General features: G+C 38.0%; 14 protein-coding genes and 2 tRNA genes. 8 read left to right on the top strand and 8 right to left on the bottom strand.

Going from position 1 to position 15,581, the window contains the following annotated elements:
- Positions 1–4 precede the first annotated feature (4 nt).
- The 7 genes from CY0110_RS00915 to CY0110_RS00885 form a co-directional block, all read right to left on the bottom strand.
- Positions 5–922 carry an NAD(+) kinase gene (locus CY0110_RS00915; RefSeq protein WP_008272642.1) on the bottom strand — a complete coding sequence of 306 codons (918 nt, stop codon included), beginning with the start codon at positions 920–922 and terminating at the stop codon, positions 5–7.
- 27 nt (positions 923–949) lie between these two features.
- On the bottom strand, positions 950–1,927 hold the full coding sequence (locus CY0110_RS00910; RefSeq protein WP_008272641.1) for an SDR family oxidoreductase: 978 nt from the start codon (positions 1,925–1,927) through the stop codon (positions 950–952).
- 228 nt (positions 1,928–2,155) lie between these two features.
- The gene (locus CY0110_RS00905) at positions 2,156–3,919 is read right to left on the bottom strand and encodes a YfhO family protein (RefSeq protein WP_035797998.1); all 1,764 of its coding nucleotides are present in this window, start codon (positions 3,917–3,919) and stop codon (positions 2,156–2,158) included.
- A gap of 107 nt (positions 3,920–4,026) precedes the next feature.
- Positions 4,027–4,099, bottom strand: a tRNA-Arg gene (locus CY0110_RS00900).
- Positions 4,100–4,136: 37 nt separating this feature from the next.
- Positions 4,137–4,814 (bottom strand): uracil-DNA glycosylase family protein, encoded by a 678-nt coding sequence (locus CY0110_RS00895; protein ID WP_008272639.1) that lies wholly within the window; start codon positions 4,812–4,814, stop codon positions 4,137–4,139.
- 39 nt (positions 4,815–4,853) lie between these two features.
- On the bottom strand, positions 4,854–6,332 hold the full coding sequence (locus CY0110_RS00890; protein ID WP_008272638.1) for a BCD family MFS transporter: 1,479 nt from the start codon (positions 6,330–6,332) through the stop codon (positions 4,854–4,856).
- 42 nt (positions 6,333–6,374) lie between these two features.
- Entirely contained in the window at positions 6,375–8,039 is a 1,665-nt protein-coding gene (locus CY0110_RS00885) for a hypothetical protein (protein WP_008272637.1), read from the bottom strand.
- 115 nt (positions 8,040–8,154) lie between these two features.
- Here CY0110_RS00885 and CY0110_RS00880 point away from each other — a divergent pair, with 115 nt between their 5' ends.
- Positions 8,155–8,862, top strand: a complete 708-nt coding sequence (locus CY0110_RS00880) for a Crp/Fnr family transcriptional regulator (RefSeq protein WP_008272636.1) — start codon at positions 8,155–8,157, stop codon at positions 8,860–8,862.
- Between the two features lie 3 nt (positions 8,863–8,865).
- Positions 8,866–9,588 carry a DUF2232 domain-containing protein gene (locus CY0110_RS00875; protein WP_008272635.1) on the top strand — a complete coding sequence of 241 codons (723 nt, stop codon included), beginning with the start codon at positions 8,866–8,868 and terminating at the stop codon, positions 9,586–9,588.
- Positions 9,589–9,763: 175 nt separating this feature from the next.
- Here CY0110_RS00875 and CY0110_RS00870 read toward each other — a convergent pair whose 3' ends face one another.
- Entirely contained in the window at positions 9,764–11,089 is a 1,326-nt protein-coding gene (locus CY0110_RS00870; protein ID WP_008272634.1) for a hypothetical protein, read from the bottom strand.
- A gap of 208 nt (positions 11,090–11,297) precedes the next feature.
- On the opposite strand from CY0110_RS00870, the gene CY0110_RS00865 reads away from it, so the two are divergent.
- The 6 genes from CY0110_RS00865 (at position 11,298) to CY0110_RS00840 (ending at position 15,407) form a co-directional block, all read left to right on the top strand.
- A complete protein-coding gene (locus CY0110_RS00865) occupies positions 11,298–11,843 on the top strand; it encodes an alpha/beta hydrolase (protein WP_035797995.1) in 546 nt (181 codons plus the stop codon).
- Between the two features lie 210 nt (positions 11,844–12,053).
- Positions 12,054–13,841: a fatty acyl-AMP ligase gene (locus CY0110_RS00860; protein WP_008272632.1), complete on the top strand. Its 1,788-nt coding sequence runs from the start codon at positions 12,054–12,056 to the stop codon at positions 13,839–13,841.
- Positions 13,842–13,892: 51 nt separating this feature from the next.
- Positions 13,893–13,965 (top strand) — tRNA-Ile (locus CY0110_RS00855).
- Positions 13,966–14,077: 112 nt separating this feature from the next.
- On the top strand, positions 14,078–14,617 hold the full coding sequence (locus CY0110_RS27820) for a pentapeptide repeat-containing protein (RefSeq protein WP_008272631.1): 540 nt from the start codon (positions 14,078–14,080) through the stop codon (positions 14,615–14,617).
- A gap of 105 nt (positions 14,618–14,722) precedes the next feature.
- Positions 14,723–14,956 (top strand): type II toxin-antitoxin system HicA family toxin, encoded by a 234-nt coding sequence (locus tag CY0110_RS00845; RefSeq protein WP_050779931.1) that lies wholly within the window; start codon positions 14,723–14,725, stop codon positions 14,954–14,956.
- Entirely contained in the window at positions 14,943–15,407 is a 465-nt protein-coding gene (locus tag CY0110_RS00840; protein WP_008272628.1) for a type II toxin-antitoxin system HicB family antitoxin, read from the top strand. The genes CY0110_RS00845 and CY0110_RS00840 overlap by 14 nt, the downstream gene beginning before the upstream one ends.
- The last annotated feature ends 174 nt before the right edge of the window (positions 15,408–15,581 follow it).

Genomic DNA, 15,581 nt, shown 5'->3' with positions numbered 1-15,581 from the left:
AAAGTTAAGGCAATTCAACCGAAGTCGGTTTAGCAATATGAGGCAGTCCCCACCCTAACTTTTCCCTTAAAATACGGAAAAATTCAGGTTCTTCTAGGCGAATAAAACGCGCAGTATAACGGGACTTTTCTACATGAATTCGATCTTCTGGTAACACATAACACCCTCCATTCCCATCTACGACCAAAACCATGCGGTTAGGGGTTGCAGGAAAAATAGTTGCAGGTTCCTTATCCGAAAAGACCAAAGAACGAGAAGCCAAGGAATGGGGACAAATAGGGGCTAATTGCAACACGGGGACATCAGGAGTAACCACGGGGCCTCCTGCACTTAAAGAGTAGGCTGTAGACCCCGTAGGAGTGGATAAAATCAAGCCGTCAGCAGCAATATCAACCGATGCGTGTCTGCCGATTTTTATTTCAAAATGACACATACTGGTCAAAGGTTCACGATGAATGACCATTTCATTGAGGGATAATGCTTCCCAAAGCAAAGTTTTTTCACGATACAGTTGTACCGTTAACATGGTACGCTCTTCTACTTCGTAGTCTCCTGCTATAACTTTATCTAAGATTTCTGATAACTGGTTAAGATAAACTTCTGTTAAAAAGCCCATATGTCCCGTATTGACTGTTAATAAGGGGATACCACAAGGAGCTAACTGTCGATAAGCAGACAATACCGTACCATCTCCCCCCAAGACAATAGCAAAAGCCATATCTTGATCAAAATTAGGGGGAATTAACTGATCAATGGCCGTATGACAGACCGGACCTTCAGGGTGAGAATAGCCAAGGAGTCCTCCTCGGCCAGTCTCTAGACAAACAGTCCAGCCTTTTTCCGTCAACTGAGTTTGTAAATCGTTGGCAGCTTTACAAGCGACGGGTTTGAGATCGTTAAAAATAATGCCGACTTTTGGCACAACAAATTATCCTGAATCAGCTTTGACTTAGACAGAAGATTTAAAAGGGGTTTTCTTTTTCTTCTTCGCTTTGCTCTTTTCGTAATCGATTTCTTTGAGCTTTTTAAGAATACGACTAAAATACTCTTGAAAATAAGCTTCTAAAGTAGTCGTTTCTTTTGGATCAACCCCTAGGGTTTTGTAAACTTCATCCATTGAGGCATTTAAAGGTTTACCACTGGCCAAAACTTCAGCAAACGCTAGGCGGTCAGAAATATTATACGTCCATTGGAAGAAACGAGTAAAGCGACGTAAAAATCTTAGCAGTCCTAAGGGAACACGGGCAATTTTTACTCGTTTATCTGAAAGTCTTTCACATAATTCGATGATTTCTTCTGCTGTCCATGCTTTTGTTCCTACCATCGGATAAGTCTGTTTTTGGGTTTCGGGGACTTCTAACGCACGAATGGTTAATTTAGCTACGTCTTGAGTATCCATATAAGCAATAGGAGTGCTTTCTCCTGATATCCAAACCGCTTGGTTATCTAACATAGGAACCGCGTATTGACCAATTAAGCCCTGCATAAAGCCACAAGGACGTAATATGGTATATTTGAGTTTTGACTCTTTTAAGAATTTTTCTATGCAGTGTTTAATATTCATTAACGGCACATCAGGGTATTTCTCAGCGTTAAGAATAGAAAAGAAGATATAACGGTCAATACCAGCTTTTTCAACTGCTTGGATTAAGTTTACTTTCCCATCCCAATCGATTTCTTTCATAGACAGGCTATCCGTTGGCCTTGCTGCGGCCGCGTCAATGACTGCGTCCATTCCTTCTAAGATAGGGGGTAAGGTTTCTGGTTTACAGATGTCCCCTGGTCTTAATTCTGCACCCCATTCTTTTAAGAAGGCTGCTTTTCTGGCATTTCTAACTAAACAACGGACTTCATGACCTTCATCTATGGCACGACGGGCTATTTGTCGCCCTAGCGTCCCTGTTGCACCGACGATTAATAATTTCATTTATATAAATTTGTAACGTTTCTTAACCTTTCTCTAAGATATTAACAGAAAGTTACACAGTTTTCACATTTTGTGCAAGATTACAGCTTGTTATACTCTAGATAAGTCTGTTGATTGTATGATGTTACTTTCAAAGATTTATTAGGGCATAATCAAAGGGTAAGTTTTGTTAATCTAATTAATTTATGATCAAGTCAAATATATAGAAAAATGGTTGAATTCTCTTCGCTAGATTGACTCTTGCTTCAAAATATGAGGACTTCTCCCGACATTCCTATTAAAAAAGATTAAAGTAGCAAAACTCAAAAAACTGACAATGACCCCTATGGTAAAAGCTAGAGTCCATTGATATCGCAATTCTACGTTGTATAAGCCAGAGTCCAGTTGCAATTCTATGCTTCCATCCTTAGACATTTTAATAGGATAGGATTTCTGATTAATATATAAATGCCAAGCTGGATAATAATAAAGTCTGATTTGGAGTTTTGATGATTTCTCTGCCGTCACAGTAAACTTTCGATAATAGCTTTTCCATTCCTCGATTTGAAATTTAGCTTCACCACTAACAACAGCAATTTTAGGTTGATCTTGAAGAGGTATGGGAGGGGATGAAGGATCTTCATTGAGAATAGGTCGGTATTCTTCAACATCCCTTAATTTATTCGTGTAGGGATCTTCGAGAATAGTTACAATATGACTAAGATGTTCTATGCTACCCCGACCTGGATTCCTCAGTGTAACGTATTTACGGGATAACTTGTAAGAATAGCTAAAATTAAAGAAAAGAATGCCTATAATAACTGTTGATAGTAAGAAACGAGGAGTAAGAGGTAATTGTAAAAGACCTTGAACAACGATCGCAAAGACAACTGCTCCCACAAATGAAAATATCTGTAAAAATCGCCAGGGAAATTGTAGCATTTGTAAGGTAGGACTCATGTTCCAAATAAATTCAGAAAAAGAACTCATTATAAAAACTAAAGCTAATATAAAAACTAACCAGGGCTGTATTTTTTTAGTAATATTAGATTGATAACGATAAATAACAAAAGCAATAATCATTAAGAGAAGAACGACTAAAGCTTGATGACTAAAAATATACACAATCTGATTCTTATCAATATTAGTAAAAATATCTCTAAAATTTAATAAATTGGCTGCAGCACCTCCCCAAATGCCTCTCATGACCTCGATATTAACAAAGCGTTTTTCGAGGATAGCCGGTAATAAATAAAAAGAGGCTATTCCCCATCCTATACCTGCAGATATAATGGTTTTTACCACAGCTTTCCAAGGTCGATTAAGTATAGAAAATAAGACATAAGGAAACCAAACAATTGCACAGACTAATAAGCTTGGAGTATGAGTCAAAGCAATCAATGTCCAAGACATAGGTAGTGTGAATCGCCATTTTTTTTCGGAGAGAGATTGGTCAGTTGACCACCAAAGTAAGGGAATCCATGCTTGCACAAAGACTGATGCTAATCCTCCTCTCCAATAAATATCAAAAGCAATATAGGGAACTGTCATATAAGCAAATCCACCCAGTAAAGCAGCAGTTCTTCCCCATTGATTTCGACCATAAAGGTAAAAAGTAAAACCTGATAAGAAAAGTGCTAAAGAAAAGAGTGTAATAACGACATCTTGAGTATTTAAACCACTCAACTTTAGAAATGAGCCAAGATAATAAACAAATGGTGGATAGAAAACAAAAGTAGGGCTGCCATATCCATAATTTGTTCCAGCTAACCATCGAGGATACCAGATTCCTTCGGATAGTTGTTTAGAAAAATGTTGAATCCAAGTCAGATGCCATTTAAGATCAACTTTTCCATTAATTCCATCTTTTATCATTTTATAATTAATCAGAATCGTCGCTACAACTAATAGAGCAACGATTATTCCTTCGAGTAAATAAGGTCTAAGGAATAACTGACGGCTAAGACTAACTTTTTTGGGCTTAATTTTGTCTAAAATTGTTTCTGGTTTCATGAGCTTAGTGACTTTAGGACTGAGCATTTAATCGCTAATATAGCGTTTTTCAGTTGAGTAGCAAATATTTCCAGTTAACTAAGACACGGATGAAATCAGAAAACAAACGGGTGTGACAGGACTCGAACCTGTAACCGACAGCTTAGAAGGCTGTTGCTCTATCCATTGAGCTACACACCCATGAATTCCTATTGTAACTTGTTTTTACCTGATTTGCCTAGAACTCTAATTCGTTTAATCGGTGTTGAAGCATTTCGGGAAATTTAGCGTAATACCGCTTATTCAAGGGGGAAGGATGGGGTAACGGGAGTAGGGATACTTGATGCTGGTGCTTTGTTTTCTGGAAATCAACGGCCTCAAGGGTTACACGCATTTGTACTTCATAGCGGTCGCTGCGTTTCCAAAATGTCTCAATTTCCTCTTTTGGTGCGTAGGGAGTAAACCATTTAAACGCTTCTGTCCCCAAGGTCACGATTTGAGTTCCTCCCCAATGAATCACCAATAATTGTTCAATAAAGGGACGAAATCGTTCTTTGACTTTAACAGAATAAGCTTTATTTCCTGGGGGTTTATAAGGGACAGTATTGGTGAGTAAAGCGCGATCGCAGATAGCTTGTAAGTCTTCGGGGGAAGTTGCTTCTTGATGATAAATGCCTTGATAAAATCCTTTACGAACCATCGTACCGGCTGAACCAATTAAAGGTTGTCCTTTGGCCACCTCATCCCGTCCTAAGTCTCGACCAAAAAAGCAAATTTTACTGTTTAAATTTCCTGCATAAAGTACCGGTTCGGTTGGAATTTTTCCAGCAGCTTGATAAATAGGTGTATCAAGGGGAAAACTTGCCCTTTCTGCTTCAAAGCGAATTTTCTCTAATAACGTTTTAATCTGATCCATCACTCCTCAAAACTGTTCACTGTTCGCTGTTCACCGAAATTACCCATCTAAGTCCCCTTCCATCACCATAGAAAGGGCAGATTTAGCATTATCCCGAAACTCTTGAATATTGACTTTTCCTAATAACCAAATCGCCACAATCATACCCAACCCTTGAATAACAAAAACTAAAGCGTAGGATAACACAGGAACAGGAAACACCATTTTTCCAAAATTTAAAACCACGCCCCCTAAAACCGTAGACAGTCCCCTTGCGATCGCTTGTGCTAACCCCCAAGCACCGATAAAGGTTCCGGCGGTTTCAGCTACGGTTAAATCTAACATTAAACTGGTGGCTCCGGCGGTAATCATCCCTGATGCTAAGCCAAAAAACAGTAACCCTGACTTCAGGAGACTTTGACTAGGGATAGTCCCGGCCAAAACAATCATGACAAAACAACCCACTGCTAGGATACAACCCAGTTTTGTGGTGCGTTGTTTTCCCAGACGGGGAACCACCAGAAAACCTGTTGAAGCAATACCGAAGAGGGTTCCGGTGCCAAAAAAAGCGTTTAATTGTGTCGTTTCAGAGATACACATCCCAAACACTTCACCCCCGTAAGGTTCCATTACGGTATCTTGCATAAATAAACTAAGGGTTAAAATCAAAATAAAGCTAAAAAAGAGTCCCGTTTGACGACTCGCTGTCAAGACATTTAAAGCATCTTGTAAACCAATTTGATCTTCTCGTTGTACTGTCTGTGACCGCATTCCAAAACGAGAATAACGAGATTCTACCCCCCAAGTGGCGAAAAAAGACATAATTAAGACTACCACTGGCATGATGATAAACACAGGGTTAACAGTAGCTTGTAGGGTAGCAATATTAGCCATTTTTGCCGTTTCTGTAGGATCGTAGGACAAAATAGCTTGACCACAAATTTCGGGGGTATTCAATAATTGAGAACTGACGATCGCTCCGACGACAATACCTACCATTAACATCGACCAAACAATGCCAATTAATTGCGATCGGTTATCCTCGTCAGACACATCTACCAACATCGCTGCAAAGGGGGTTGAACTCATACTTAAGGCTAATCCATAACCCCCAAAAACCACCCCTAACAAGATGGCCCAACCGTAACTTATCCAACTCCATCCCGTTGCCTGGATACTGCTTCCCAGTTGCCAGACTACTTGTAAGGCAATAAACGCCAGAGAAGTGAAAAGAATAGCACCTATCCAAACATATCCTGTGCGATGATACCCTTTTATTGGTTTCGTATCTGAGAGTTGTCCAAACCACACGCGCGCCGGACTGACAAACTGATACATGGCGATCGCGGTAGCTGCGATCCAAGGGAGTACAGTCAATTCGTCGATCATGATACGGTTGATCACCCCCAACGTCAACAGGGACATGATTCCTAGGCCCATTTGGAATAAACCTAAACGAAACATGGTTAAGAGTTTTATTTTGGGTAGAGGTTTGATCGGTTTGGGATCAGAGGTTTCGGGTATCTCGTTGATGGTCATTTTAATTAATAATTAATAATTAACAATTAATAATTAATGAATTTAACTCTTATTATTCAATAAAACCTTTAACCCTGTCAAGATTTGACCGTCTTTTACTTGTTTTTCTGCTACAAGTACCGTAGCATTAGGAAACCTATTATTAAACCAATGAATTAAAACATAATTAAGGGTATTAATTTCTGCTCCTGCTAGAATAATTTGATCAATAGAATCAGGAGAATATTGACCTTGAGAAAACAAAACTTTTAGCTTTTCTTGGAGGATTTTCAACCAAGGATTAATCACTTTATCTATCATCTCTTGACGGTGAACTGACCAAGATTTTTGGATTAGAGTAGATGTAAATGCTTCTTGTTCTTGTAAAATTAATCTTGTTAATTGAGCAGCTTCGATGAAAGCTTTTCCTAAACTATTGTTTTCTAGATATTGTTTAAACGTTTTTCTTTTAGTAATTTCAGCCATTCCAGGAGTAGGAAAGGGTTGAGGAAAAGGAGAAAAGTTAAGGGTTATTTTTTCGTACCATTGAGGATAAATCAAGTGACAAAGAATATCTTGATCTATTTCTTGGGTTCCGTAAAATAATTGTTGAGTTATAATGCCCGAAAGTCCTTGAGACAGATCAACAATAGATAATTCTGTCATTGTCTCTGTTAAATTGATAACACAAGTCAATAAGCCTTGATCGGATGAATTTCGAGAAAATGAACTTAAAGTTAAAGCCATCGGCCTAGGAATCCAAATAAATTCTTTTGATTCACTAATATTTAGGGTCTTTAAAACAATCTCTTCAATTATATTTCGGTCTCTTTCATTCCATTTAGAAGGACAAATAAAAACAATACTTTTAATTCTTTCTATAAGACTTTTAATCGCTATTTTTTGATCTATTTTTACTGATGAGTTATTGAAAACACGATCTAAAGCTGTCAAATTTTCTTTGATATTTTCTAAAATATTGTCATGTTCAAATAAATTAAATCTACATAAGTCCACCAGTTCAGATAAAGAGTAATATTTTATTTGTTCTAAAGAATCATCCCTTGTTTGATAGGTAAATAAATAACCTTCAATTTGATTATTGGTTATATCAAATCCTAAATACCAATTATCAGACAGCATAGTTTTCTTGTTAGTCTCTTCTTCTTGTTGTAAAAATAATTCTAATTTTTCTTGTAAACGGTTTAAATAAGCTAAAAATTTTGTTTCACCCTGTTGCCCTAAACGATACATTCTTTCTATCCCTTCTTGCAAAGAATCAGAGTAAATATTTAACTCTTCTAATAAAGGTTGAAAAAAGGTGTCTACTGAGTTAGTTAAATGGTTAATATCAACGTTGTTCTCTGAAGGCGCAGATAGTTTTTTATCAGTTGATAATTCTTGAAATAAGTTGGACAGGATAGCTTGTTTTTGTTGTTTTAGGGTTGCAATATCTTGTAATAAAACCTCTTTTTGATCCTGTAGTTGCCGTAACTCCTTTTGTAAAATGCGATCACTAATTTCATCATCGACTCGATTTAAAATTATCTCACTGAGTCTCTCAGCATAAATATCATAATTATTTTCTAAAGTAGATTGACTTTTGAGCAAATGGTGTCGTATTCGTTCGAGTAAGAGTGACACCTCTGGATGCTCCTTGAGCTTATCTTGCCATAAAATCTGCTCAAGCTGGCTAATTAAGGATTGAACATTATCTTGAACCGTCACAATAACCTTTAAAAGAAACAAAAAATAAGCAACTTTGAGAAACTTTAATCATTAAGCCGATGATTTTTGATAGGCTTAGCATAGCAGATCAATTTATAATCTGCTTATGAAGCTTATGGAAGATATTAAAAACTATCGTAATCAATCTACTAACCTCCGAGACAGTCTACAAAAAGCACCCTTCTTTAATGAATTACCAGAAGAAAGTTTAGAACTGGTAATGAGTCATGCGGTGATTCGGAGTCATCCTGCCAATCGTGTTATTCTCCTCGAAAATGACTGGGGAGGCTCGGTTTACTTTATCCTAGATGGATGGGTAAAAATTCGCACCCACAATGTTGATGGGAAAGAAGTGACCCTAAATATTGTAGGGAAAGGGGAAGTCATTGGCGAAATGGCTGCTTTAGAAGAAGTTCCACGATCAACCGATGCCATTACCTTAACCCCTACCACTATTAGTAGCATTCCTTCACAAGATTTTGTTACCCTACTTCATAGCGATCCAGTGGCCGGTATTCGACTTGCTCAGGTTATGGCTAAGCGTCTACGTCAACTTAACCGACGATTAAGGTTACGCGAAGCTGATAGTCTCTCAAGGGTAGCTGATACCTTGTTATTCTTGGCTGAAGGCCAGGGAAAACAAACCACCCAAGGGGTTGAAATTCCTAATTTACCTCATCGAGAGTTGAGTAGTATTAGTGGGTTAGCCAGAGAAACGGTAACGCGATCGCTGACTAAATTAGAAAAAAAAGGTTTAATTAAACGGGAAGATGATATCCTCTGTATCTTCTCTCTGGACTCTCTAGAACAAATTATTTCCTAACTTATGGATGATGCCAACTGGGTAGATGAGAGGGACGAGTTAAGCAATGAACCTCAACCTACCCCTCTCAAAATGCCAACCCCTCCGTTAAACCCCAAATCTGCTAAAATTCGTCAAACCCTGGCGATGGTGGAAACTGCTTTTTTGGCCAGCGCCGGTAGCTTAATTTGGTTGATTAACTATTATTTTCCTGTTGGCCCCCTGTTACGGATATTTTTCCCTATTCCCATTGCTTTACTTTATCTGCGTTGGGGAAACCGTTCAGCTTGGATGGGTGCTTTAGTATCGGGGTTATTATTAACGGTATTAATGGGGCCTACTCGTAGTATTGTCTTTTTGATTCCCTATGGAGTGATGGGGGTTCAGTTAGGAGCATTTTGGCGTAGAGGTCTCCCCTGGGAGTTTTCCATGATTACAGGAGCGTTATTGGGGACGTTTGGGTTCTTTTTTCGCTTTTGGTTATTCTCTATTCTCTTAGGGGAAGATTTATGGCAATACATCATTAATCAGATGACTGGATTAGCTGAATGGATTTTTTTAAAATTAGGAATATTAACTCAACCTAGTGCTATTTTCATTCAACTACTAGCAGTTGTTCTAGTTTTTGTCAATAGTCTGATTTATTTATTTGCGGTACATTTGGTAGCTTTATTAGTGTTAGATAAATTAGGTAATCGTATTCCTCGTCCTCCGAAATGGGTACAGGTTATTTTAGATTATGAATAATCGAGAATTTAGAATTATAATCATGTAGGACTTATTATGACTCAAGAACCTATTACTGTTACTTACACCCTGGAAGATATGTTAAAAGGAATTACCTAAAAATTAGATACAGGGTTAGGCAAAATCGAGCAGAAAATGGATAAGCAATATACAGAGCTTAACCAGAAAATAAGCATTAATCATCAGAAGCATCAAGGCGTTTTTTCCATTCTTGATCAATTTTGTCCGCTTGTTCGATTTCTTGTTCTAAGATATCTTTTTCTGTCGTATAAGCAATATCAGATTGTTGCAGAATAGCTTGAGTGGCAAATTGAGAAGCATATTCTAATTTATGTTGTATAGTTTGATCTTTATTCTGTAATAGTTTAGTTCTTTCTTGTCTTTTAGCATTCCTTTCTTCAATTTTACTGTTTCTTGCTTGAACAACAAAATAACGAATAGCAGGAATTCCTAAAAAGGCGATCGCATACCCTAATAATAACCAATAAATTGAATTAACAAAGGCAATAAACCCACCAAATTGTGCCACAATAGCAGGATCTTTTAAAAATGATCCTAATACTAACGCTAGAATGAAATTAAATGCCCCTAAGCCAATAGCTAACATAATTTGACTGCTAGCAGCTTCACTAAATTTATATAATCTTTCTCGTAGATAACTAGAAATAGATTTTTGAGTTGATTCTTGAACCGTGACTTGTAACTCAGGAAAATAATAGATTAATTCACCATTAGGGGAGACTTCAGGACTTCCATTAAAACGAGTTAATACAGGTAAAATATAGTCTTCATTCTCTTGATTATATCGATCAATATTATCGAGATAGGGAGCCACTTGTTCAGCAATAATTGACCCCTTATTATTTTTAATAACTGTTCCGATCGCCTTCCAACGACGTTCTTCTAAATTGTAATTAGGATCGCCATCTCCGAATAAAAAGGAAAAAATAGCTTCTAAAAAATTCATCTCGTTAGAATTTCTATTGTTGGATCTTCTAGAAGAATTGTAACCATGACGACGGTAACCATAATCAGGATAAAAAATCCAAAAGAGATTATTAAAATTGGGAAAGAAAAAGAATCCTCCTCCTCGATAACTTCTGCTACGACTTCCAGAACTATTATCTCCTTCACGACTAGAATTAAGACCAATAACAATAACAGTGATAGCAACTAACATTAAAATAATTGAAGCAATTAAAATAATTCCAAAAGAGATACGAATAATATAAAATAGAACTTTCCAGATTTTTTCCCAAGTTTCTTTGAATTGTAATTTCCAGTATTTATTACGAAGAATTGTTCTAAAATTTTCAGGAAAAAGATAAATAATGTCTCCTGACTCTGCAACTTGTAGATGTCCCGAAACATCAGATGCTAAAGCCAGCAGTCCTTGTTGTGCTAAATTAATATTTAATCCTGATTTTGCTGCTACGTCTCCCACAGTGACACGGTAGCCCAATTGTTCAACAGATTGCATAATTTCAGGCTGAAGTGTCATATAATACCTTCCTTATTTTCCAAGCCACTCTATCTATTATATTCAAGGTAAAAGGCAACAGGCAATGCTGTATCCGAGAAGCGTGATAACTTGATGAGAATCTTGTCTGTGACACCTTAAGTTACTGTCTTGAAATTTGGGGCAAATCATTTTATCTTAGTTAGAATAATAGAGATAAAAATATTAATAGGTCAATAAATTAACAATGATGACACAGAAGAAAAAGCTATCTAAGAAAAATCATATTGTGTTGAGTCTCTTAGTTTCTATCTTAGGGATATTTTCAGCTAAAGTACCAGTTCAAGCTGCTGAAACTGTTATATTGAAATACAGTATTTTAAGAGAATCTGTCTCCGTTGAAGAGTTAAGTCAATTAGCAGAGACAGGAGAAGCATCAAGATCCCTCAGATCCTATTTAAAATTAGCTAATAAAGAACCAGAAGAATTAAGGGCATTATTAAATAATAACGTCGATGTTGATCCTGTTTTTTTATCAAAAGCTCTTAATAGTTTTGCAGGAGGAATCGTACTCGATCCCATTGGAGAAGTGATTCATACCCCATCAAAAAGAGCTAATAGAGAATCATTAAGAGGGGCCTTAGTTACCTCTGCGTTATCTGATAAAAATATAAGATTAATTGAAATATTTGAGAACTATCCCACCGAAGAAATTCATGTAGACGGCGATCGCTTAGCAGAAATTTATCAAAACATAGAAGGGTTTGTCAGTAAAGTTCCTCGTCTTCCGTTTTAACAGTGAACAGGAAATAAGGAAAAGGGAAGAGTAACTAATAACTTGCACTTGCCAAAGTGAAGATTTCCTTTAGAATTGATACAGTTTGTTGATATATTTAAACTCGCTATTCTGTATCCTTTTACCCTTAAACGTTTTATCGTCTTTTTGGGGTAAAAATTCAATGTTAACTATTATTCTGACTCGGTGACTCCTTCTTCAAAGATAACCATGACTCAAAGCTTAGAAAAATCTTTAACCACTCCCACCACCTTAATAGAATTATTGCGTCTAAGGGCTCAGCAAACCCCAGAAGGTCACGCCTATACTTTTTTAATAGACGGAAAAAAAGAAACCCCACCCTTAACTTACGCAGAATTAGATCGACAAGCTAAAGCGATCGCTACCTTACTACAAAAATATCAAGCTAGAGGAGAACGAGCATTACTTTTATATCCCCAAGGGTTAGAAGTCATTGCAGCTTTTTGTGGCTGTTTATATGCTGGGGTTATTGCCATTCCCGTCCCCCCACCGGAGTCAGGAAGACTGAAACGGACTTTACCCCGTCTGCGGTCTATTGTACAGGATGCTAACGCTACCTTTGCCCTCACCACAGAGGCTATTTTATCCCTGGTAGAAGACGTTAAAGAGGAATTCCCCGAATTTGAGCAAATGAAGTGGATCGACACCGCTAAGGTGGATTTATCGCTGGCTGAGGGGTGGAAAGATCCCCAGGTGGATAAAGATGAATTAGCTTACTTACAATATACCTCTGGCTCAACTTCTACTCCCAAAGGAGTCATGTTATCTCACTTCAATTTAATGCACCATGCCCACTATTTACAACGAGCCTGTGGCTACGATGAAAATAGTGTTACCCATACTTGGATGCCCTATTTTCATGATTATGGCTTAGTAGAAGGGATAACCGTTCCTTTGTACAACGGAACCCCTTGTTATTTAATGTCTCCTTTTTCCTTTATTAAGCGTCCTATTCAATGGTTGCGTAACATCACCAAGTACAAAGTCACCCATTCTCAAGGTCCTAACTTTGCCTATGACTTATGTTTGCGTCGCCTCAGAAGCAAAGATATGGCACAACTGGACTTAAGTAGTTGGCAAGCAGCCGGAAACGCGGCTGAACCCATTAACCCCAAGGTGATGATGAATTTTGTTGAAACCTTTTCCACTTGTGGGTTTCGCTGGGAAACTTTCGCCCCAGCTTACGGGTTAGCAGAATATACGTTACTGGTATCGACTAAACCCAAAGGAACCCATCCCGTGTTTGCTTGTTTAGATGCGTCAGCCTTAGAACAAGATAAAATTGTAGAAGCTGATCCCCAACAGGAAAAAGGAACCCGTATCATGGCGAGTTGCGGACAGTTAGTCTGTGAGACTAAAGTGGCGATCGTTAACCCCGATACCTTAACCCGTTGCGCTGATGATGAAGTAGGAGAAATTTGGGTATCTGACCCTAGTGTAGCTCAGGGTTACTGGCAAAGAAAAGACGCAACAGAAGAAACCTTCCAAGCTTATATCAAGGGTACGGAAGAAGGGCCTTTTTTAAGAACAGGAGATTTAGGGTTTTTAAAAGAGGGAGAACTCTATATTACGGGACGGATGAAAGACTTGATTATTATTCGAGGAACGAATCATTATCCCCAAGATATTGAGTGGAGTGTACAACATCTTAACCCTGTTTTTCGGTCTGACTATGGGGCTGCTTTTTCCGTTGAAGTGGAGGGAGAAGAACAATTAGTGATTGTGCAGGAGTTGGAAAGACGAAGCGGAGACTTGGACTTTGAGCAATTATTGGGAGATATTCGTCAAGAAATTGCTGAAGAACACGAAATACAAACTTATGCTATTGTTTTAGCTAAATCTGGAACTGTGTTAAAAACCGCCAGTGGTAAAATTCAGCGTCGCGCTTGTCGTCAAAACTTCTTGAATGGAACCATTAATATTGCTGCTGTTTGGAGCGATAATGCTGAAGTTATGAGCAAATTTGTTAACCAATAGGGTTCTTGAAACGTTATAATTGATAAGGACTAAAATTATTTAGCCTTATTTCCAGGGTTGGCCGAGCGGTTTAGGCAACGAACTCATAATTCGTGCTAGGCAGGTTCAACTCCTGCACCCTGGATTTTTTTCATTGCATCAATAAACGATAACAAAGATGCTATGAATTGGCTTTCGTTCCTCTACTCAACCTACATACTATTGTTGATATTAGAAACGAGGTTAAAGGTTGAATTATGGTTTGGGAAATTACTACTGATGAATTGTTGAAAAAGTACACCTTCGGTGAGCGAAATTTCGCTGGTGCTGTAGTAGTCAGAGAAAGCGGATGTGGACGGAACTGGATCGATCTTGAAGGTGCTGTTTTGCGGGACATTAACTTGCGGGGAGCCGATTTGAGTGAGGCCGACTTGAGAAAAGCCGACCTTACTGGAGCCGATCTTTTCAGTGCTTGCTTGATAGAAGCTCGGTTGGAAGGCGCAATTATTAGGAATGCCAATTTGGAATGTGCCAACTTGTATCTGTGTAATTTGACCAATGCCGATTTGACTGACACTGACTTGAATTTCATCAACGCTACCCAGGCTATCTTCTGCGGAGCTAAACTTACTCCCTTCAGTAACGCTACTTTGATTGAGGCTGATTTTAGAGATGCTACTCCCGCCCTCCACGACTTGATCTGTAGAGGTGCGAATTTTATCTGCGATACTATCATGTTTGATGGCACTATTGAAAAAGGACCCTACTTCGGAGACTGGAAATCTATCAGCAAGTAAAGGAGCAGTGCGCCGATCTCGTAGGTTGGGTAGAGGAACGAAACCCAACAAGATTAAGAATGATTCTCATAATTGAAAAAGTTATGGTTGACAAATAAGGCAAAAATGTCCGAAAATCAGTCAATGAAAGGGAATGAGTTTATTAAAAAAATTAAGAAGTTAGCAAAAAAGCAAGGAATTAAGGCTTATGTGGATAAAAAAAGGGGAAAAGGAAGCCATGTTACCCTATACTTCGGCGAAAGACTAACAATTGTTAGAAATCCGTCACAGGAACTCAAAACAGGTACAGTCAAAGCGATGTTAAAGCAGTTAGGTTTAGAAGAAGATGACATTATCTAGAGGTATGACAATGAGTCGGTTTTGCTACGGGGCTAAATTAACCCCTGATGACGTAGACGGTGGATGGATAGTTACGGTGAGAGATATACCAGAGGCAATTACTCAAGGTGATAATGTAGAATCAGCTTTAATCGAAGCCAGTGATTGTCTAGAAGAAGCGATCGCAGCCCGTATTGACGATCAACGGGAAATTCCTATTTCATCACCTTTAACTGAGGATGAATACAAGGTTTATCTTCCCATTCAAACTGCCCTTAAAGCTTCTGTTTATCTCGCCATGAAAGAATCTACCCTTTCTAAAGTACAATTAGCCTCTTTACTCAATGTTGATGAAAAAGAAGTTCGTAGAATTCTCGATCCTCATCATCGTACCAAGCTTCCTACCATAGAACGCGCTTTACAAGCTTTAGGTCAACATATTTCTCTTACTATTACTTCGACTCGTCCCTAATTTTTCAGAGGTTATGAGTTGGGTTTCGTCCCTCTACCCAACGTACCTACTCATCCTTAATTTTTCGCTTTGGTATTAATTAGTAATTTAGTATAGACACCTTAAAAATATAACACCTTAGTTAGATTTAATTATTGTCGTGTTGCGATACGATATTTATTAAATAAAATAGCA

This window comes from Crocosphaera chwakensis CCY0110, from assembly GCF_000169335.1.
Taxonomy (GTDB): Bacteria; Cyanobacteriota; Cyanobacteriia; order Cyanobacteriales; family Microcystaceae; genus Crocosphaera; species Crocosphaera chwakensis.
Note: the sequence above shows the minus strand (reverse complement) of the source record. Positions and strands in the feature narration are given on the sequence as shown.